Here is a 16,985-nt window from a genome sequence, read left to right as displayed (position 1 = left end):
CGGGTCGCCCCGCAAAAAATAATCCTAAGCAATGTGAAATGTCGAATGTAAGGAGCGATCCATGCAGGTCAGCAGAAGGCAGTTCTTTAAGATCTGTGCTGGCGGTATGGCAGGCACCACGGCAGCCGCGCTGGGCTTTGCCCCCGGCGTAGCGCTCGCGGAAACCCGGCAGTACAAGCTGCTGCGTACCCGTGAAACCCGTAATACCTGCACATACTGCTCCGTGGGCTGTGGGCTATTGATGTATAGCCTCGGTGACGGCGCAAAAAACGCAAAAGCCTCAATTTTCCATATCGAAGGTGACCCGGACCATCCGGTCAACTGCGGTGCGCTGTGCCCGAAAGGGGCCGGTCTGGTGGACTTTATTCACTCCGAAAGCCGCCTGAAAACCCCGTCATACCGTGCGCCAGGTTCCGATAAATGGCAGCAAATCAGCTGGGAAGATGCTTTTGACCGCATCGCTAAGTTGATGAAAGAAGACCGCGATGCCAACTTCATCGAAAAAAACGACCAGGGCACCACGGTCAACCGCTGGCTCTCCACGGGGATGCTTTGCGCTTCCGCCTCCAGCAATGAAACCGGTTATTTAACCCAGAAATTTACCCGCGCCCTCGGCATGCTTGCCGTGGACAACCAGGCGCGTGTCTGACACGGACCAACGGTAGCAAGTCTTGCTCCAACATTTGGTCGCGGTGCGATGACCAACCACTGGGTTGATATCAAAAACGCCAACCTCATCGTAGTGATGGGTGGGAACGCGGCAGAAGCGCATCCGGTTGGGTTCCGCTGGGCGATGGAAGCCAAAATTCACAACGGCGCGAAGCTGATTGTTATCGATCCTCGCTTTACGCGAACCGCTTCGGTGGCGGATTTCTACACGCCTATCCGTTCCGGGACCGACATAGCCTTCCTGTCGGGCGTATTGCTGTACCTGATAAACAACAACAAATTCAACCGCGAGTACGTCGAGTCTTATACCAACGCCAACCTGATTGTGCGTGAGGACTTCGGCTTCGACGACGGTCTGTTCACCGGCTACGACGCGGCGAACCGCAAGTACGACAAAACAAGCTGGAACTACGAACTGGACGAAGAAGGCTTCGCCAAACGCGACCTGACGCTCCAGCACCCGCGCTGCGTGTGGAATCTGCTTAAAGAGCACATTTCACGTTATACACCGGACGTGGTCACCAGTATCTGCGGCACCCCGAAAGAAGACTTCCTGAAAGTTTGCGAGTACATCGCCGAAACCAGCGTGGCGGATAAAACCGCGTCGTTCCTGTACGCCCTGGGCTGGACACAGCACTCCATCGGCGCGCAGAACATCCGCACCATGGCGATGATCCAGCTGCTGCTGGGCAACATGGGGATGGCAGGCGGCGGCGTTAACGCCCTGCGCGGCCACTCCAACATTCAGGGTCTGACCGACCTCGGCCTGCTCTCCACCAGCCTGCCGGGTTATATGACGCTGCCAAGCGAGAAACAGCCCGATCTTGAAACTTATCTGGCCGCCAACACGCCGAAGCCGCTGCTGAAAGGCCAGGTGAACTACTGGGGCAACTACCCGAAATTCTTCGTCTCGATGATGAAAGCCTTCTTTGGCGACAAGGCGACGAAGGAAAACGGCTGGGGCTACGACTGGCTGCCGAAGTGGGACAAAGGCTACGACGTGTTGCAGTACTTCGAGATGATGAGCCAGGGCAAGGTCAACGGCTATCTGTGCCAGGGCTTTAACCCGGTTGCCTCGTTCCCGAACAAGAATAAGGTTGTGGCCTCGCTCTCGAAGCTGAAGTTCCTGGTCACCATCGACCCGCTGAATACCGAGACGTCCAACTTCTGGCAGAACCACGGCGAGATGAACGACGTTGATCCGTCGAAAATTCAGACCGAGGTGTTCCGCCTGCCGTCCACCTGCTTCGCGGAAGAGAACGGCTCCATCGTTAACTCCGGGCGCTGGCTACAGTGGCACTGGAAGGGCGCGGATGCGCCAGGGGAAGCGCTGAACGATGGTGAGATCCTCTCCGGCATTTTCACCCGCCTGCGCCAGATGTACGAGCGCGACGGAGGTAAAGTGCCTGAGCAGGTGCTGAACATGACCTGGAAATACCTGACGCCGGACAATCCTGCGCCGGAAGAAGTGGCCATGGAAAGCAACGGCAAGGCGCTGGAAGACGTTATCGACCCGGCCACCGGCGCGGTGCTGGTGAAAAAAGGGCAGCAGCTTAGCTCCTTTGCCCAACTGCGCGACGACGGCACCACCTCGAGCGGTTGCTGGATCTTCGCGGGCAGTTGGACGCCGGACGGCAACCAGATGGCACGCCGCGACAACGCCGACCCGTCGGGCCTGGGTAATACGCTGGGCTGGGCATGGGCGTGGCCGCTCAACCGCCGCATTCTGTATAACCGCGCTTCCGCAGATCCGTCGGGTAAACCGTGGGATGAAAAACGCCGCCTGATCTCCTGGGATGGCGCGAAATGGGGCGGCATTGACGTGCCGGACTACAGCGCTGCCGCACCGGACAGCGGCGTCGGGCCGTTTATCATGCAGCCGGAAGGCCTGGGACGCCTGTTTGCCCTCGACAAGATGGCAGAGGGGCCATTCCCGGAACACTACGAGCCGTTTGAAACGCCGCTTGGCACCAACCCGCTGCACCCGAACGTGGTTTCGAACCCGGCGGCGCGCGTGTTTAAAGATGACCTGGAAGCGATGGGCACGCATGACAAGTTCCCGTATGTCGGCACCACCTATCGTCTGACGGAGCATTTCCACTACTGGACCAAACACGCATTGCTGAACGCCATCGCACAGCCTGAGCAGTTTGTCGAGATTGGCGAGAAACTTGCCAACAAGCTCGGCATCGCCCACGGTGATACGGTGAAGGTTTCTTCCAACCGGGGCTACATCAAGGCCAAAGCGGTGGTGACCAAGCGCATCCGCACCCTGGATGTTCACGGTCAGAAGGTGGATACCATCGGGATCCCTATCCACTGGGGTTACGAAGGCGTGGCGAAGAAAGGCTTTATCGCCAACACCCTGACGCCGTTTGTCGGGGATGCCAACACGCAAACGCCGGAGTTCAAGGCGTTCCTGGTCAACGTGGAAAAGGTGTAACGGAGACGAATTATGGCTTATCAATCTCAGGACATTATCCGTCGTTCCGCTACCAACGGCTTCACGCCCGCGCCCCAGGCGCGGGATCATCAGCAAGAGGTCGCCAAGCTTATCGACGTCACCACCTGCATCGGCTGCAAGGCCTGCCAGGTGGCGTGCTCGGAGTGGAACGACATCCGCGATGAAGTGGGGCACAACGTCGGGGTTTACGACAACCCGGCGGACCTGACCGCCAAATCCTGGACGGTAATGCGCTTCTCGGAAGTGGAGCAAAATGACAAACTGGAATGGCTGATCCGCAAAGACGGCTGTATGCACTGCGCGGATCCGGGCTGCCTGAAGGCCTGCCCGTCGGAAGGGGCGATTATTCAGTATGCCAACGGCATCGTCGACTTCCAGTCCGAACAGTGCATCGGCTGTGGCTACTGCATAGCGGGCTGTCCGTTCGACGTGCCGCGCCTGAACCCGGAAGATAACCGAGTCTACAAATGCACCTTGTGCGTGGACCGCGTTACCGTGGGGCAGGAGCCTGCATGTGTGAAAACCTGCCCGACCGGGGCGATTCATTTCGGCTCGAAAGAGGATATGAAGACCCTTGCGGGCGAGCGCGTGGCGGAACTGAAAACCCGCGGTTACGACAACGCAGGTTTGTACGATCCGGCAGGCGTTGGCGGAACACACGTCATGTACGTGCTGCACCATGCGGACAAGCCGACGCTGTACCACGGCTTGCCGGAGAACCCGTCCATCAGCCCAACCGTGAAGTTCTGGAAAGGCGTCTGGAAGCCGCTCGCCGCTATTGGCTTTGCCGCAACCTTCGCCGCCAGCGTGTTCCACTATGTTGGTGTCGGCCCGAACCGTGCCGATGAAGAAGACGACAACCTGCACCATGACGACGACGAGGTGCGTAAATGAAAAAGCAACCGACCATTCAGCGCTATAGTGCGCCGGAGCGTATCAACCACTGGGTCACCGCCTTCTGCTTCGTGCTGGCGGCGGTGAGCGGACTGGGCTTTTTCTTCCCGTCCTTCAACTGGCTGATGGGCATTCTCGGTACGCCGCAGCTGGCGCGCATTCTCCACCCGTTCGTCGGCGTGGTGATGTTCGCCTCGTTTATCATCATGTTCTTCCGCTACTGGCACCACAACCTAATCAATCGGGATGATATCTTTTGGGCTAAGAATATCCGTAAGATAGTCGTCAACGAAGAAGTGGGAGACACCGGGCGCTATAACTTCGGCCAGAAATGCGTGTTCTGGGCGGCAATTATTTTCCTGGTGCTGCTGTTGGTGAGCGGCGTGATTATCTGGCGCCCTTACTTTGCGCCAGCGTTCCCGATCCCACTTATCCGATTTGCGTTAATGCTGCATTCATTTGCCGCAGTAGCGCTAATTGTGGTTATCATGGTGCATATCTACGCCGCCCTTTGGGTGAAAGGCACCATTACCGCGATGGTGGAGGGCTGGGTTACCACGACGTGGGCGAAGAAACATCACCCGAAATGGTACCGTGAAGTCCGCCGGAAACAGGAAAAGTCATCTGAATGAGTATTCGCATAATCCCGCAAGATCAGCTGGAGAAGAGCGAGAAACGCACGGCGGAAGTCATTCCGCCGTTATTGTTCCCCAGGCTGAAAAATCTCTACAACCGCCGCGCAGAACGCCTGCGCGAGCTGGCAGCCAGTAATCCGCTGGGCGATTACCTGCGCTTTGCCGCGCTGATCGCCCACGCCCAGGAAGTGGTGCTTTACGACCACCCGCTGGAGATGGATTTAACCGCCCTGATTGTTGAGTCCGCCAAAACCGGCAAGCCGCCGCTGGATATTCACGTCCTGCCGCGCGACCCGCACTGGCAGCGCCTGCTACAGTCGCTGATTGCCGAACTGAAGCCGGAAATGGACGGCCCGGCGCTGGCCGTTATCGAAAATCTCGAAAAAGCTTCTTCCCTGGAGCTGGAAGAGATGGCGACCGCGCTGTTCAACGCCGACTTCGCGTTAGTCAGCAGCGACAAAGCCCCGTTCATCTGGGCCGCGCTGTCGCTTTACTGGGCGCAAATGGCAACCTTAATCCCCGGCAAAGCGAAAGCGGAATACGGCGAACAGCGCCAGTTCTGCCCGGTTTGCGGCTCGATCCCGGTCTCCAGTATGGTTCACATCGGCACCACAAACGGCCTGCGCTACCTGCACTGCAACCTGTGCGAAACCGAGTGGCACGTTGTGCGCGTGAAATGCAGCAACTGCGAGCAAACCCGCGACCTGAACTACTGGTCACTGGACAGCGAACAAGCCGCCATCAAGGCTGAAACCTGCGGCGACTGCGGCACCTACCTGAAGATTTTGTACCAGGAGAAGGACCCGAAAGTGGAAGCCGTAGCCGACGACCTGGCTTCGCTGGTGCTGGACGCCCGCATGGAGCAGGAAGGCTTCGCCCGCAGCAGCATCAACCCGTTCTTATTCCCCGGCGAAGGGGAGTAAACCCGCCTACCGGTCAGCTTCTGCTGGCTGGTAGTTTTCTGCCTCGTGCAAAGCTTTAATCGAAGAATACCTTCACTTTGGACAAAGCTTCCTCAATAACGCTTTCAGGGGCTTTTTCAATAAAACGGATCTGCCGGGCACGGAAATCAATCGATTTTACATGATGGCAAATCACCACTCCTTGAGTTCTCTTCGCGTTTAAATGAACCTCAAGTGCATTCCCTCTTACACGAGAAGTCACGGGGGCAACAATCGTTAAACCTGTGACACGGCTGAATTGCTCAGGTGTAAGTACCAGAGCTGGCCGAATTTTTGCCTGCTCATGCCCCACGGCAGGATCAAAATCTAGCCAGACTATATCCCCTCGTTCAGGTAGGTAAGAGCCCACTTAATCTACCTCCCTGCCCTTAGGTTCAGCATTCAGCCACTCACAATCCTCATCGCCTAACTCGAAACTCCCTTCAGGAGACTGAGCTAAAAGTTCATCAAGTGTGTAAACCGGCTTCGCTGCTCGCAACATAATGCCTCCTTCGATGGCTTCAATTTCCACTTTGTCACCTAATCTCATCCCTGCCTGCTCCAGTACGGCGGCCGGAATAATTGCGCCAGCCGAGTTGCCCCATTTACGAATCAACGTTTTCATTCTTTCGCCTGGATAAACAATGTTTAAACAAGAATAGCATAAATTTTATCCAGGCACGCCTTGGATGTTAAGGGTCAAACCTCAGGCTTGTATACATTACAGCGAGATACTATAAAGATTGAAATTCTATAATAAATAGAAAGTTAGATATTATTCACAGCGTTGAGAGCGGGCTTCCAGGGGGACGGGAACGGCAGCAAATTGTTGCATTTATTTGCGTGAAAGCTCGAAATAATCGGTTACGCGAAGGATAGCCCCGGCACAACCGGAGCCAGACGCTAAAATCAGCCGCGTTTAATCATCTGTACAACCTGCTCGTTCTGTATCTGATGCTCCACGCCCTGCTCGTCGTAGTAACGCGTCAGCCCCGTTTGTTTATCCAGCTCCGGCTTGCCTTTAGTCACGATCATCTCGCCTGTTTTAGTCGACATCACGTAGCTGCTGGAGCAGCCTGCGGCCGATAACGCAACCACGCCAAACAGCAGCATCCCGTATATTTTTTTCACTTTTTCCAGCCCGTTATTGTTATAGACGCCGGATTGTAGCTGGAGGAGATGCAACCGGTTGTTAATGTGTATTGCTAAGGGAAACAAGGGGCATAGGTAAAAGAGCTTCGAGCGGCCTCGCACTTCGCATGCATGGCGGTTTACAGCGATACAGGCAAGAATTAACCTATTTGCATAATTTTGCATATAGGTTAATAATGATACCAGAGAAAAGGACTGCTCATACCCGTTTATTCATCGTCAAAGAGATGGTACGGGCCGGTAAGGCAAAAGCAACGCTCACCTCATATAATGGAGCACTGGCTCTGGGTTTCACCACCAGGCAGGAAATGTTTGACGTTGTGTTGGCGCTGAACACGGCGGATTTTCATAAAAGCATGACGGCATATCACGATCATACCTGCTGGCATGATGTTTATCGCCCAAGCTACAACGGGCAACAAATTTATCTGAAGCTAATAGTGAAAGATGATGTCTTAATCGTATCGTTTAAGGAGCAATAAAGATGAGATGCCCTGTTTGCGGCGGTGCGGAAATGAAGCAGGAAACACGCGACGTTGAATATGAGTACAAGAATCGTAAAACCACGATCCAAAACGTGATCGGTGACTTTTGTGACAATTGCGGAGAGGCTATTTTAGATAGTGACTCCGGCGATCGGTACATGGCTGCTATTGCAGCCTTTCACCGGGAAGTGAACGCCGAAGAAGTCGATCCCAATTTTATCGCCTCGGTGCGTAAGCGCCTGAATCTGAACCAGGCGCAGGCGGCAGAAATTTTTGGTGGCGGTGCTAACGCCTTCAGCCGCTATGAAACAGGCCGCATCGCTCCGCCACGCCCCCTGGTGCTGCTGTTTAAGTTACTTGATAAACGTCCTGAATTATTTGAAGAACTGAAATCAGCCTGATGAACTAAAGCTCGCGCCAGCGGGCTTTTTGCTTTTGCCTGTGGCACACCCGGCCATCACACAATCTGCTCCATCCTTTCATTAGACATTTTCCTCCCGGCAGGAGAATCTGTCATCGCACACAATAACGACAACGCTTTGACAACCCGTAACTTTTATCTCATCAGGAAAAAATATATGTCCGTCGCAGAGCCTGTAATCCGCCAGTATGAGGCGTACAACGCCCACGATCTCGAAGCCTTTGCCGCCTGCTTTAGCGAAGACTTCATTGCTTACCGCCCCCCTGCCGCCGCGCCTTCTCTGGAAGGGAGAGACGCGCTTTATGCCTTCTATAAAGAGCATCGTTTTAATAATCCTGCCCTGCGTGCTGAAATTATTTCCCGCACCACGCTGGGCAACAAGGTTTTCGACCACGAGAAGATTTACGGCCTAAGCGAGGAACCAATTGAAAGTATTGCCGTTTTTGAAGTTGAAAACGGGCTGATAAAAACCGCATGGTTTTTCTTTGGCTAGGCCAGCATTACCAGCCCTCGCACTTGTAGGGCGGCATTTCGACGCGAGCAGCAGCGTTGGCACTCCGGTAAACGCTGCTGCAATGAGCAATTCCTGTGCCGTTAGATTGATTTGGTGAATAATTTCACTTTAAGCGCAGCATATATTCTTACTGACCCATTGGGCAGCAGCATGAAACCCGGTATAATGCGCCCCGCCTCCATGTAGCAATGAAGGCGCGGAAGGTCGTCGTCTCCGGTGAGGCGGCTGGATTTCAAATCCAGGTGGTGCCGCCAGCGGCGCCGGGCAGGTTCGACTCCTGTGACTTTCCGCCAAAATTTAAAAAACGCCCCTCATATCGATTATCCTCTCCATACTTATTTTCCTGGTCGTTTGAGCAAATCCTTCAGTCGGATATTTTTAGCTACTTTTTATAGCCATTCATATTTGAGAACAGTAATGGCTAAAAATTAATCTCGGCCCCGCCAAAAAACTTATATTTATATTAATGCAAAAAAAATAATATAAACATTAAACAGATAATATATAAGTTATCTATGATTAAAGAATTCACCAGCAACCTAAATCCATAAAATTTATAGTTAAAAGTCACTTTTTATTTATTCCGTGAGAGATATTGGGCTCTAAGTAATTTAAAGATTCATATTTTGACATGCTGGTGTGATAGAAATAAAGTTGTCAGGTGAAATCTTTCAAGAGAATTGAAAGATAAGTCTCCCTCGAAGGGTATTACCAGTACCAACCAAGGGCTAACCACAACGTTATAGGAGTAACGCCATGGCTAACAAAGATATTACCACAACCGCTAATTCCCCCCTGGGCTTTCAACCAGTTATAGAACCCGTTTTATCCGCCGTGCTAAAAGCCCAGCTGGGCACAGGCCACGATCTCTTTCAGGTGCTGGACGCCTGAGAAGGCTATACGGATATTCTGATTGAGAGCGAAAATATGACCGAACGCATGGCGCTGTGCGGCCGCCTGCTGGCAGGGCTGGAAGTATTGAAAATCGTTCTGGATGAACAGCTGCGGGAATATTGCAGCGCCCTGACTATCGTGCTGCTGAATCAGCAGGAATCCGCAGAGCAACAGGAAACCATTACCGGCCTGTTATTCGAGATGGTTAACAGCCTGCGGGCACCACGCTTTATTCGCACCGCCTCCGGGCTGGCGATGATTAGCAATAGCTCAGAAGACTCAGTTCATTAAACAGTATGTTGAGGCTGGTGCGCAAAAGCGCGCCAGCTATGTTGTTTGCGAGACAATGCGCAGCAAATGGGTTCATTCCTGATTTTCCTGAAGTGATTCTGGCATACTGAGCGACTGACAGCGTGTTAATTAGAATAAAACGGAGGCGGCATGGCGGAGAAACACTTAACCTCATCCCCGGCTGGCGAATTTATTATGTTTGCCAGCGATGACGGGGAAGTACACGTTGCGTGCCTCTTCGAGAAAGAAACGCTGTGGCTGACACAGGCATCTATTGCAAGCCTATACCAAGTCACGCCTCAGGCTATTACGCAGCACATTAAAGCTATTTACGATGAAGGCGAACTTGAGCAAAACGCAACCTGTAAGGCTTACTTACAAGTTCGACAAGAAGGCAATCGTCAGGTAAAGCGCAGTACGCTTCACTACAGCCTTCCCATGATTTTGGCCATTGGCTACCGTGTCCGCTCTCCGCGCGGGACTCAATTTCGTCAATGGGCAACCCAGACACTCCAGGAATATCTGATCAAAGGTTTTGTCATGGACGATGAGCGGCTGAAAAACCCACCCGTGGGAACTTCTGCCGTACCTGACTATTTTGACGAGATGCTCGAACGCATCCGAGATATTCGCGCCAGCGAACGTCGGGTCTATTTACGGGTACGAGAAATTTTTGCTTTAGCGGCCGATTATCAACCGTCGCTAAAAGAGACGACAAAATTCTTTCAAACTATCCAGAACAAACTGCACCGGTCTCACAGCTGCGGAACTCATCCACTTTCGAGCTGATGCCAGTAAACTCCATATGGGGCTTACCAGCTATAAAGGTGAAGAGGTTCGTAAAAGTGATGTGACGGTGGCAAAAAACTATCTTAGCAAGGATGAGGTCAGCGAACTTAACCGCGTGGTTAACATGTGGCTGGATTTTGCTGAAGATCAGGCCCGACGCCGCCAGCAGATTTTTTTGCACGACTGGCAGGAAAAACTAGATCAGTTTCTGCAATTTAATGATCGCGATGTATTACAGGACGCAGGCAAGATTGGGAAGAAAATGGCAGATGAAAAGGCGCAGGCAGAATATGCTCAGTTTGCCGGAAAACAACGGATTTTAAAAGAAGCTGAAGGCGAAAAGGATATTGCCCAACTAGTAAAGTGGAATAAAAATGGCAAAAAGTAGTTCTGAATTTATTTCAGCTAACGATATAGCCAACTCTCTCCTTCAGATAATTCACTTAACCTGTACGTCTTACTGACAAGTTTAGTGAACAGTAGCTAATCAAACCGCTTGGTATTTTTAATACTACGTGTTGCATGCCTTAATTAGAATTTATCATCAGCAAGTTAAATATAAACCCCGTATCCCTTCAGAGTATTAGCCGTCATCGGCAATCCCTGTTTTAGAAGTATTTCCAGGAAATTACTTACGGCCGGGGGAGGGTTTCTTAAAGATTGGTGTTGCCGCCTTACGGCCTCCAGCACCAGAGCCTGATTAATATCGAATAAATCGACAATAAACTCGTCAGGATATAAAGCTTCAATATCAGATGAGGCCAGCGCTTCGGAAGATGAGCAAGTCTCTTAATCTTGCCGGGTATAAAACACATGCATCTAACACCACCGGATACGGCGAATGTCGCATTAATACACCCCTGTTTCCTGCGCCTGATCTGCCAGGACCTGCATGGCATCCAGGCTTTGCTGTTCACGAGACTTCTTATATTCCATGAGATCGGAAAACAAAACTCTGCGATGCCGCCCGGTTTTGTGGAAGTGTAATTCACCGTCTTCGAGAAGCTTCACAAAATGAGGACGTGAGACATTCAGCATGTTGGCGGCCTCTTGAGTAGTTAGCTCCGCCTGCACAGGAACAACCTTGACGGCATTACCGGCGGCCAGTTCACCCAGCACCGCCATCAGCATCGTCAGCGCGCGGGTAGGCAGCCAGTTCCTGCCGCCCGTACTGGGCCAACTCGCTTTCATGAGTGCCCGGAAGGTTGATATTAGTTGTGGCCTGTCTCATGGCAACCGCCTCTGCTGAACAATTAAACAGAGCATAATCGAAATAAACGGAAAGACCCGCTGTAACGGCGGGTCCAATTTTGTCCAACCGCCATTACATAGGCGGCGTCAATCCATCTATACCAGTAGAAATCCCGCGTGCAACGGCCTGGCCTTTGTCGTCTTTGGTGGCAAACAGCACCACTTTCGCACCCGGTTTAAGTACGGATTTGTTGGCTGGGCTAATCAGCACCACCGGCACGTCGTCCGGGACCTGTACCGTTTTCTGCTGGCCGTGGAATTTCACCGTCATCGTGCGGCCGTGGCTGTTTACCAGAGTGCCAACCGTGCCGTTGGTCATAGTGTTAACCTGGCCGTTGGCCGATTCGAAGGGGTTAAAACCTTCCCCGGAGCCACGCAGGCTTGGGGCAAAAACGTGGACTTCCAGCGCCTTCAGCGTGCCGTCTGCCTGTGGGACAGCGGCGGTGCCAATAAAGCTGTCGGGCTTGATGTCACTCATCTTCGCTTCGCTCACGCCGTTGATTCTGGTTTTGTCCGTCAGGCCAACGGAGAGCTTTTCGCCCTGCCGGGTGGTGATTTGCAGCGAGGAATCATTTACCGCATCAATGGTGCCGCGCACCGGGGTAATCACATTGTCCGCCGCCGCTGCGCCAAAACTCAGCAACAGGGCGCTTAATGCCGGAACAAAAAAACGAGACTTAATCATGCTCTCTCCAGGGTCAGGTTCGGTTTACCTTCAGCTTTTCCAAGCTTAACCGGCAAATAAAACCCCGGCGTTAAAGAGTGTGTTCAAACGTTTCTTCACTCGCCAGAAACGAGCTCTTTAACGAAGCGGCTCTGGCGCTGTCGAAATTCTGAGCCGCTCAACAATTCGTGATAAGCTCCGCATTGTTGCTAACAGATAAAGCGCATCGCCAGGCTGATGCGCAATAATGCCGCATTCCGGCTTCTTGTCGATTGCCGTATCAGGAAGAAAAATGGCTTATAAATACGCTTTTGTACTGCTTGCTCCGCTGCTGCTCTCCGCCTGCTCGTCCCTCGAACATTCGAGCGTTGATCGCCAGGACAGGCAGCGACTGGACGACAGCTTTAACCGCTCTCCGTGGCCCGATCCTTACTACAATAGCCGCTACCTGACGCCGGAACAGCGCCAGAACATCCGCGATCAAATCCGCTCTGACCAGCTTGAAGCCCGGGGCCGCAGGGATAACAGCACCGACAGCGGCGACGGATTCGGCCAGCCGGTACATTTCTAAACGGTCGGCACCGTTCCACCGTCAATAATGTACTCAGTGCCGGTGATGGCCGCCGCGCGGTCTGAGGCCAGAAACGCGATTAGGTTCGCAACTTCCTCTGGCTTAGCCGGCCGCCCCAGCGGGATGCCGCCCAGCGAATCCATAATCATTTTTTTGCCGCCTTCATAATCGGTTCCCGCCTGCAAGGCCAGGCGCTCGGCCAGGTGAACAGAAGCTTCGGTTTCAATCCAGCCTGGCGCCACACGCAGAACCCGCACGCCCCGGGGCGAAACCTCTTTCGATAAGCTTTTGCTGTAGGCAGAAAGCGCCGCTTTGGCCGAAGCGTAGGCCGTGGTGGCCTCCGGCAGCGGCAAAATACGCTGGATTGAAGAAACGTGAATAATCACGCCGGAGCCACGCGCCGTCATGCCCGGCAGCAAGGCTCTGTCCAGCCGTACCGCCGGGAACAGGTTCAATGCCAGCTCACGCTGCCAGTGCTCTTCCTCCAGCGCGGCGTAACCCCCAGCTGGAGAAGATGAACCGCCCAGCATATGCACGATAATATCCACGTCGCCCAGCCGCTCCTGCACCGCCTTAACCAGCTGCCCGCAGCCTTGCGGGGTGGAAAGATCCGCCGCCACAAAGTCTTCTTCCGCCGTCGCTTCTGGCCGGTTGCGGGCAACGGTGATTACCCGCGCTCCAAGCTCGCGGAACAGCGCCACGGTGGCCGCGCCAGCGCCTTTGGTGCCGGATGTCACCAGCGCCCGCTTGCCCTTCAGCGTTAAAAACTCACTCATCTTTCATTCTCCAGTAATCGGCAAACGTGCCGTATCCACACTGTAAGAAAGCGGTATAATTTAAACAATCAGGACAAACCGGGATGAAATGATGAGGAAATCGGGACAATGTCGCGCATAACGCTCGCCGATATCGAAGCCGTACAGGCCATTGCCCGCCGGGGTTCGTTCCGCGCGGCGGCTATCGATCTCGGTATCTCCACCACGGCGCTCAGCCACGCGCTGGCGAAGTTCGAGGCCGAACTCGGGGTTCGCCTGTTCAACCGCACCACGCGCAGCGTTGCGCTGACGGAAGCGGGAAGACTGTTTATTGAAAGAGTCAGCCCCGCTTTGCAAGGCGTAAACGATGCGCTGGAAAGCGTGCGCTCGCACCGGGATACGCCCTCCGGCGTACTGCGCATCAACGCCCCGCCGTTTGCCGCCCGCCAGTTGCTCTCTTCTCTGGCGTTTGAATTTTTGCGGCGCTACCCCGAGATGCACATCGACCTGGTTACCGAAGGGAAACTTATCGACATTGTTGCCGAAGGTTTTGATCTGGGCGTACGTGTCGCAAACCTGGTGCCTGCCGATATGATTGCCCTGCCGCTGGGCCAGCCGCAGCGTTATGCGGTTGTTGCCTCTCCGGCCTATCTGGCTAAAAACGGAACGCCATTAACTCCGGGCGAGCTGATGGCTCACGCCTGTATTCGTGTGCGCCTGCCGGACGGCTCGCTTTATCGCTGGCACCTTGAAAAACAGGGAGAAGTCGCGCAAATCGACGTGCAGGGGCCGCTGACGCTGGATGAAGCCTCGCTGGCTCGCGATGCGGTGCTGGAGGGGCTTGGGGTTGGCTTCTTTATGGAGCAAAACGTGATGGCAGAAATACGCTCCGGCGCGCTGGTTCGCCTGCTGGAAGAGTGGACCCCGGCGTTTCCCGGCCTTTGCCTGTATTACCCCGGCAGGCGTCATCCTTCCGCCGGGCTGGCGGCCTTCCTGGCGCTGGCGAGAGAAATAGCAGAGGAAAGGAAAAGGGAGAGCAGTAGCCTCCCTCATCCGGGCTAGAAGTTGTAGCTTGCCGTCAGCGAGAAGCTGCGAGGCGCGCCGTAAACCACGTAGTCAGAAAGCCAGGTTTCATACTCTTTGTCGAACAGGTTGTTGATATTGCCCTGCACGGCAAAGTTTTTGCTCACCTGGTAGCGGGTGAAGAGATCCACCAGCGCGTAGCTGCCTTGCTCAATGCGGGTATTGCCGTTCGGGCCGTTCGCATCCTGCCAGGTCTTATTCTGCCAGTTCACGCCGCCGCCCACGGTCACTTCCGGCAGCATAGGTAGCTGGTAACGGGTAAACAGTTTCATCGTGGTGCGCGGCTGGTCCGGGTTCACCGCATCGCCGTTCTGGTCTTCCGCCACAAAGCGCGATGCGCCGAAGGTGAGCTGCCAGTTGTCCGTCAACGCGCCGTTCACCTCAAACTCGATACCCCGGCTTACCGTTCCGTCCACCGACTTGTAGGCGGTTTCGCCCGGATTACCGTTTACCGGCGTGCCGAGCGCCTGCGCCACTTTATCCTGCTCGATACGGAATATCGCCAGAGAAGTGGTCAGGCGGGTGTTAAACCAGTCTGCTTTCACGCCTGCTTCGTAGCTTTTACCCGTCGTCGGGTCGAGATAGTCGCCGTTAACGTCTCGCTTGTCGGTCGGCTGGAAGATGGAGGTATAGCTGGTGTAAGCCGACCACGTATCGTTGATGTCGTACACCAGGCCTGCGTAAGGCGTAACGTCGTGCTTTTTGCTGTTAAGGCTGGTTTGCGGCGCGGTAGACGGGTTGTAGTCTGCGTTCCATTCGGTGTAGCGAGCGCCAACGATTAAGTGCAGCGGGTCTGCCAGCGAGAAACGAGCGGCGGTATACGCGGACTGCTGGCGCACTACATCTTTGCTGTACAGCGAGAAGGCGGACCAGGCTGGATCGGCTACGTTTTCATAGAAGCTCGGCATTGCAATGCCGCCGTAGTCCAGGCCGGTATTCGGCATGGCGTTGTCATAGTGGTTGCGCTGGCGACTGTAGCTGCCGCCAAACATCAGTTCGTGCTGGCGGCCAAACAGGTCGAAGCCCCCGCGCACAAACGCATCCACCGAATCCTGCTTACGCTCGCCACGGTTCCAGCCACCATAAGCGCTTGTGCCAGCTCCGGTGGTCTTGTCCGGGAATCCGGTCACGTACATCAGCTTAGAGTCGAAGTTGGTTTCGGCGTGCAGCGTGTTAACGCGGGCTTCCCAGCCGTTATCAAAGCGCTGCACCAGGCTTGCAAACACTTTGGTGGCGTCTTTATTGGAATAAGCCCAGTCCGGCGCGGTGGTGGCGCTGCGGCTGAAGTGCGTGCGGCTGCCGTCGGCATACCAGGTTGGCAGGCCGCCCCAGGTCGGGCTGTCGTCGTTGCTTTCCTGGTAGTCATAGCCCACGGAGAGCGTGGTTGAGTCGGTCAGGTCTGCGTCCACCACGCCGTAGATAAATTTCTTGCGGTAATGGCTCTTATCCATCCAGGTGTCGTTGTCCTGGTAGCCTGTCACCACGCGCCCCCGCACGTTGCCGGACTCGCTCAGCGGCGCGGAGAGATCCGCGACATAGCGCTGCTTGTCCCAACTGCCGTAAGTCGCCGAGACGTTGCCTTTAAACTCGCGGCTGTCTGCATGCTTGCGCACCATGTTGATGTACGCCGAAGGATTGCCGCTGCCGCTCATCAGCCCCGCCGCGCCGCGAACCACTTCCACATTTTCATAAATCGCGGAATCAGAGCCGGTGTCGCCGAAGTCCCAGACGTCGCTGACCTGGGTCGGCAGGTCGTCATAGGCGTAGTTGCTGATGAAAAAACCACGTGAGAAGTAGGTGGCGCGGCTGCTGTCTACCAGACGAGAGGTAATGCCGGTCGTGTTGTCCAGCACTTCGCCGATGGTTTGCAGATCCTGGTCTTCCATGCGCTGCTTGCTGATTACGCTGACGGACTGCGGGATATCACGCGGTACCAGCAGCAGTTTAGTGCCGGTAGTGGTGGTTTTAACGCTGTAGTCCTGCGCCTGCCCGGCCAGCGGATTGTCGGCGCTGGTGTTCACCGTGATAGTGTCTTCCGCCGATTTTTTTTCTTCGGACTGCGCCGAAGGAATAAGCGCCAGGGCAATACATGCCGCCAGCCATGACGGGCCATTTGCCCGCAAAGTGAACCGTTCCCTGGAGAAGTTAACGAAAGACATGTTTAACCCTCATTTTTAGTGGATATCGTGCTGCGGCGCACTCCGGCGCTGGACACGTTTTTTTGATTTTTTATCAAGACGCGCATGATTAATGCGGATGAGAAATATACGCATTAGCATTCACTATGTAAATAAATGTGATCTGCCAGAAGTTGACCGCAGCTGCACCTTTTCAGGGCAAATTGATGCATTCGCTGGCAATAAAAATTGCCGCTTTCGCTTTACATTCGGACACGTAAATCTGTGCTTAAAACAGCCTCATCATCTGGCTTATTGGTGGGGTTATGATAGATTCCTCTCGCTTTTAAAACATACACAGCGAAATACGCTGCGAGCAATCTATCTCTTTTCGG

The 16,985-nt window shown here is 54.2% G+C and carries 17 protein-coding genes, 1 tRNA gene and 2 pseudogenes; 13 read left to right on the top strand and 7 right to left on the bottom strand.

The window, feature by feature from the left end; genetic code table 11:
• Window positions 1-61 precede the first annotated feature (61 nt).
• The 4 genes from fdnG to fdhE are packed head-to-tail and all read left to right on the top strand — an operon-like array spanning window position 62 to window position 5,585.
• Complete coding sequence (gene fdnG / locus FOC35_RS09680) at window positions 62-3,112, top strand: formate dehydrogenase-N subunit alpha (protein WP_172568789.1); 3,051 nt, start codon at window positions 62-64, stop codon at window positions 3,110-3,112.
• Window positions 3,113-3,124: 12 nt separating this feature from the next.
• Window positions 3,125-4,027, top strand: a complete 903-nt coding sequence (gene fdxH / locus FOC35_RS09675; protein WP_008458719.1) for a formate dehydrogenase subunit beta — start codon at window positions 3,125-3,127, stop codon at window positions 4,025-4,027.
• Entirely contained in the window at window positions 4,024-4,659 is a 636-nt protein-coding gene (fdoI, locus tag FOC35_RS09670) for a formate dehydrogenase cytochrome b556 subunit (protein ID WP_016538656.1), read from the top strand. The genes fdxH and fdoI overlap by 4 nt, the downstream gene beginning before the upstream one ends.
• Complete coding sequence (fdhE, locus tag FOC35_RS09665) at window positions 4,656-5,585, top strand: formate dehydrogenase accessory protein FdhE (RefSeq protein WP_016538657.1); 930 nt, start codon at window positions 4,656-4,658, stop codon at window positions 5,583-5,585. Before fdoI ends, fdhE begins: the two co-directional genes overlap by 4 nt.
• Window positions 5,586-5,640: 55 nt before the next feature.
• On the opposite strand, the gene FOC35_RS09660 is transcribed toward fdhE, so the two are convergent.
• The 3 genes from FOC35_RS09660 to FOC35_RS09650 all read right to left on the bottom strand — a co-directional run bounded on the left by FOC35_RS09660 (window position 5,641) and on the right by FOC35_RS09650 (window position 6,734).
• The gene (locus FOC35_RS09660) at window positions 5,641-5,973 is read right to left on the bottom strand and encodes a type II toxin-antitoxin system PemK/MazF family toxin (RefSeq protein ID WP_172568788.1); all 333 of its coding nucleotides are present in this window, start codon (window positions 5,971-5,973) and stop codon (window positions 5,641-5,643) included.
• A complete protein-coding gene (locus tag FOC35_RS09655) occupies window positions 5,974-6,228 on the bottom strand; it encodes an AbrB/MazE/SpoVT family DNA-binding domain-containing protein (RefSeq protein ID WP_172568787.1) in 255 nt (84 codons plus the stop codon).
• Window positions 6,229-6,512: 284 nt separating this feature from the next.
• The gene (locus FOC35_RS09650) at window positions 6,513-6,734 is read right to left on the bottom strand and encodes a YgdI/YgdR family lipoprotein (RefSeq protein WP_256380169.1); all 222 of its coding nucleotides are present in this window, start codon (window positions 6,732-6,734) and stop codon (window positions 6,513-6,515) included.
• A 197-nt stretch (window positions 6,735-6,931) separates the two neighbouring features.
• Between FOC35_RS09650 and FOC35_RS09645 the strand changes: the two genes are divergently transcribed.
• The 7 genes and pseudogenes from FOC35_RS09645 (at window position 6,932) to FOC35_RS09620 (ending at window position 10,537) form a co-directional block, all read left to right on the top strand.
• Window positions 6,932-7,237 carry a type II toxin-antitoxin system MqsR family toxin gene (locus tag FOC35_RS09645; protein WP_172568786.1) on the top strand — a complete coding sequence of 102 codons (306 nt, stop codon included), beginning with the start codon at window positions 6,932-6,934 and terminating at the stop codon, window positions 7,235-7,237.
• A 2-nt stretch (window positions 7,238-7,239) separates the two neighbouring features.
• The gene (locus FOC35_RS09640) at window positions 7,240-7,641 is read left to right on the top strand and encodes a type II TA system antitoxin MqsA family protein (protein ID WP_172568785.1); all 402 of its coding nucleotides are present in this window, start codon (window positions 7,240-7,242) and stop codon (window positions 7,639-7,641) included.
• Between the two features lie 177 nt (window positions 7,642-7,818).
• Entirely contained in the window at window positions 7,819-8,154 is a 336-nt protein-coding gene (locus tag FOC35_RS09635) for a nuclear transport factor 2 family protein (protein ID WP_039898930.1), read from the top strand.
• Between the two features lie 219 nt (window positions 8,155-8,373).
• A tRNA-Sec gene (locus FOC35_RS09630) sits at window positions 8,374-8,468 on the top strand.
• A gap of 463 nt (window positions 8,469-8,931) precedes the next feature.
• Window positions 8,932-9,066: a hypothetical protein gene (locus tag FOC35_RS22885; RefSeq protein WP_256380168.1), complete on the top strand. Its 135-nt coding sequence runs from the start codon at window positions 8,932-8,934 to the stop codon at window positions 9,064-9,066.
• Between the two features lie 36 nt (window positions 9,067-9,102).
• Entirely contained in the window at window positions 9,103-9,360 is a 258-nt protein-coding gene (locus FOC35_RS22745; protein WP_254065383.1) for a hypothetical protein, read from the top strand.
• Window positions 9,361-9,510: 150 nt separating this feature from the next.
• Window positions 9,511-10,537 (top strand): annotated as a pseudogene (locus FOC35_RS09620) (virulence RhuM family protein).
• Window positions 10,538-10,998: 461 nt separating this feature from the next.
• Here FOC35_RS09620 and FOC35_RS09615 read toward each other — a convergent pair.
• Together FOC35_RS09615 and FOC35_RS09610 are read right to left on the bottom strand one after the other, a co-directional pair.
• A pseudogene (locus FOC35_RS09615) lies at window positions 10,999-11,380 on the bottom strand (helix-turn-helix domain-containing protein).
• A gap of 93 nt (window positions 11,381-11,473) precedes the next feature.
• Window positions 11,474-12,085 carry a hypothetical protein gene (locus FOC35_RS09610; protein WP_172568784.1) on the bottom strand — a complete coding sequence of 204 codons (612 nt, stop codon included), beginning with the start codon at window positions 12,083-12,085 and terminating at the stop codon, window positions 11,474-11,476.
• A gap of 271 nt (window positions 12,086-12,356) precedes the next feature.
• Between FOC35_RS09610 and FOC35_RS09605 the strand changes: the two genes are divergently transcribed.
• Complete coding sequence (locus FOC35_RS09605; protein ID WP_254065382.1) at window positions 12,357-12,635, top strand: hypothetical protein; 279 nt, start codon at window positions 12,357-12,359, stop codon at window positions 12,633-12,635.
• Here FOC35_RS09605 and FOC35_RS09600 read toward each other — a convergent pair.
• A complete protein-coding gene (locus FOC35_RS09600) occupies window positions 12,632-13,411 on the bottom strand; it encodes an SDR family oxidoreductase (protein ID WP_172568782.1) in 780 nt (259 codons plus the stop codon). The two genes, FOC35_RS09605 and FOC35_RS09600, sit on opposite strands and share 4 nt — an antisense overlap.
• 108 nt (window positions 13,412-13,519) lie before the next feature.
• Between FOC35_RS09600 and FOC35_RS09595 the strand changes: the two genes are divergently transcribed.
• Window positions 13,520-14,452, top strand: coding sequence for a LysR family transcriptional regulator (locus FOC35_RS09595; protein ID WP_172568781.1), 933 nt, complete (start codon window positions 13,520-13,522; stop codon window positions 14,450-14,452).
• Here the strand turns inward: FOC35_RS09595 and fhuE are convergent.
• Window positions 14,449-16,632: a ferric-rhodotorulic acid/ferric-coprogen receptor FhuE gene (gene fhuE, locus FOC35_RS09590; protein ID WP_172568780.1), complete on the bottom strand. Its 2,184-nt coding sequence runs from the start codon at window positions 16,630-16,632 to the stop codon at window positions 14,449-14,451. The genes FOC35_RS09595 and fhuE overlap by 4 nt on opposite strands.
• Window positions 16,633-16,985 lie beyond the last annotated feature (353 nt).

The sequence above is a fragment of the Cedecea sp. FDAARGOS_727 genome (assembly GCF_012273235.1).
In the GTDB taxonomy this organism is placed as follows: domain Bacteria; phylum Pseudomonadota; class Gammaproteobacteria; order Enterobacterales; family Enterobacteriaceae; genus Cedecea; species Cedecea davisae.
The sequence above is the reverse complement of the archived record's forward strand: the minus strand, read 5'-3'. Positions and strand labels throughout refer to the sequence as shown.

What these genes read in the sequence shown, in the direction of transcription:
- fdxH (WP_008458719.1), top strand. Translation starts at nt 3,125, where the DNA reads ATGGCTTATCAATCTCAGGACATTATCCGTCGTTCCGCTACCAACGGC.
- fdoI (WP_016538656.1), top strand. Translation starts at nt 4,024, where the DNA reads ATGAAAAAGCAACCGACCATTCAGCGCTATAGTGCGCCGGAGCGTATC.
- fdhE (WP_016538657.1), top strand. Translation starts at nt 4,656, where the DNA reads ATGAGTATTCGCATAATCCCGCAAGATCAGCTGGAGAAGAGCGAGAAA.
- FOC35_RS09655 (WP_172568787.1), bottom strand. Translation starts at nt 6,228, where the DNA reads ATGAAAACGTTGATTCGTAAATGGGGCAACTCGGCTGGCGCAATTATT.
- FOC35_RS09645 (WP_172568786.1), top strand. Translation starts at nt 6,932, where the DNA reads ATGATACCAGAGAAAAGGACTGCTCATACCCGTTTATTCATCGTCAAA.
- FOC35_RS09640 (WP_172568785.1), top strand. Translation starts at nt 7,240, where the DNA reads ATGAGATGCCCTGTTTGCGGCGGTGCGGAAATGAAGCAGGAAACACGC.
- FOC35_RS09635 (WP_039898930.1), top strand. Translation starts at nt 7,819, where the DNA reads ATGTCCGTCGCAGAGCCTGTAATCCGCCAGTATGAGGCGTACAACGCC.
- FOC35_RS22885 (WP_256380168.1), top strand. Translation starts at nt 8,932, where the DNA reads ATGGCTAACAAAGATATTACCACAACCGCTAATTCCCCCCTGGGCTTT.
- FOC35_RS22745 (WP_254065383.1), top strand. Translation starts at nt 9,103, where the DNA reads ATGACCGAACGCATGGCGCTGTGCGGCCGCCTGCTGGCAGGGCTGGAA.
- FOC35_RS09610 (WP_172568784.1), bottom strand. Translation starts at nt 12,085, where the DNA reads ATGATTAAGTCTCGTTTTTTTGTTCCGGCATTAAGCGCCCTGTTGCTG.
- FOC35_RS09605 (WP_254065382.1), top strand. Translation starts at nt 12,357, where the DNA reads ATGGCTTATAAATACGCTTTTGTACTGCTTGCTCCGCTGCTGCTCTCC.
- FOC35_RS09600 (WP_172568782.1), bottom strand. Translation starts at nt 13,411, where the DNA reads ATGAGTGAGTTTTTAACGCTGAAGGGCAAGCGGGCGCTGGTGACATCC.
- FOC35_RS09595 (WP_172568781.1), top strand. Translation starts at nt 13,520, where the DNA reads ATGTCGCGCATAACGCTCGCCGATATCGAAGCCGTACAGGCCATTGCC.
- fhuE (WP_172568780.1), bottom strand. Translation starts at nt 16,632, where the DNA reads ATGTCTTTCGTTAACTTCTCCAGGGAACGGTTCACTTTGCGGGCAAAT.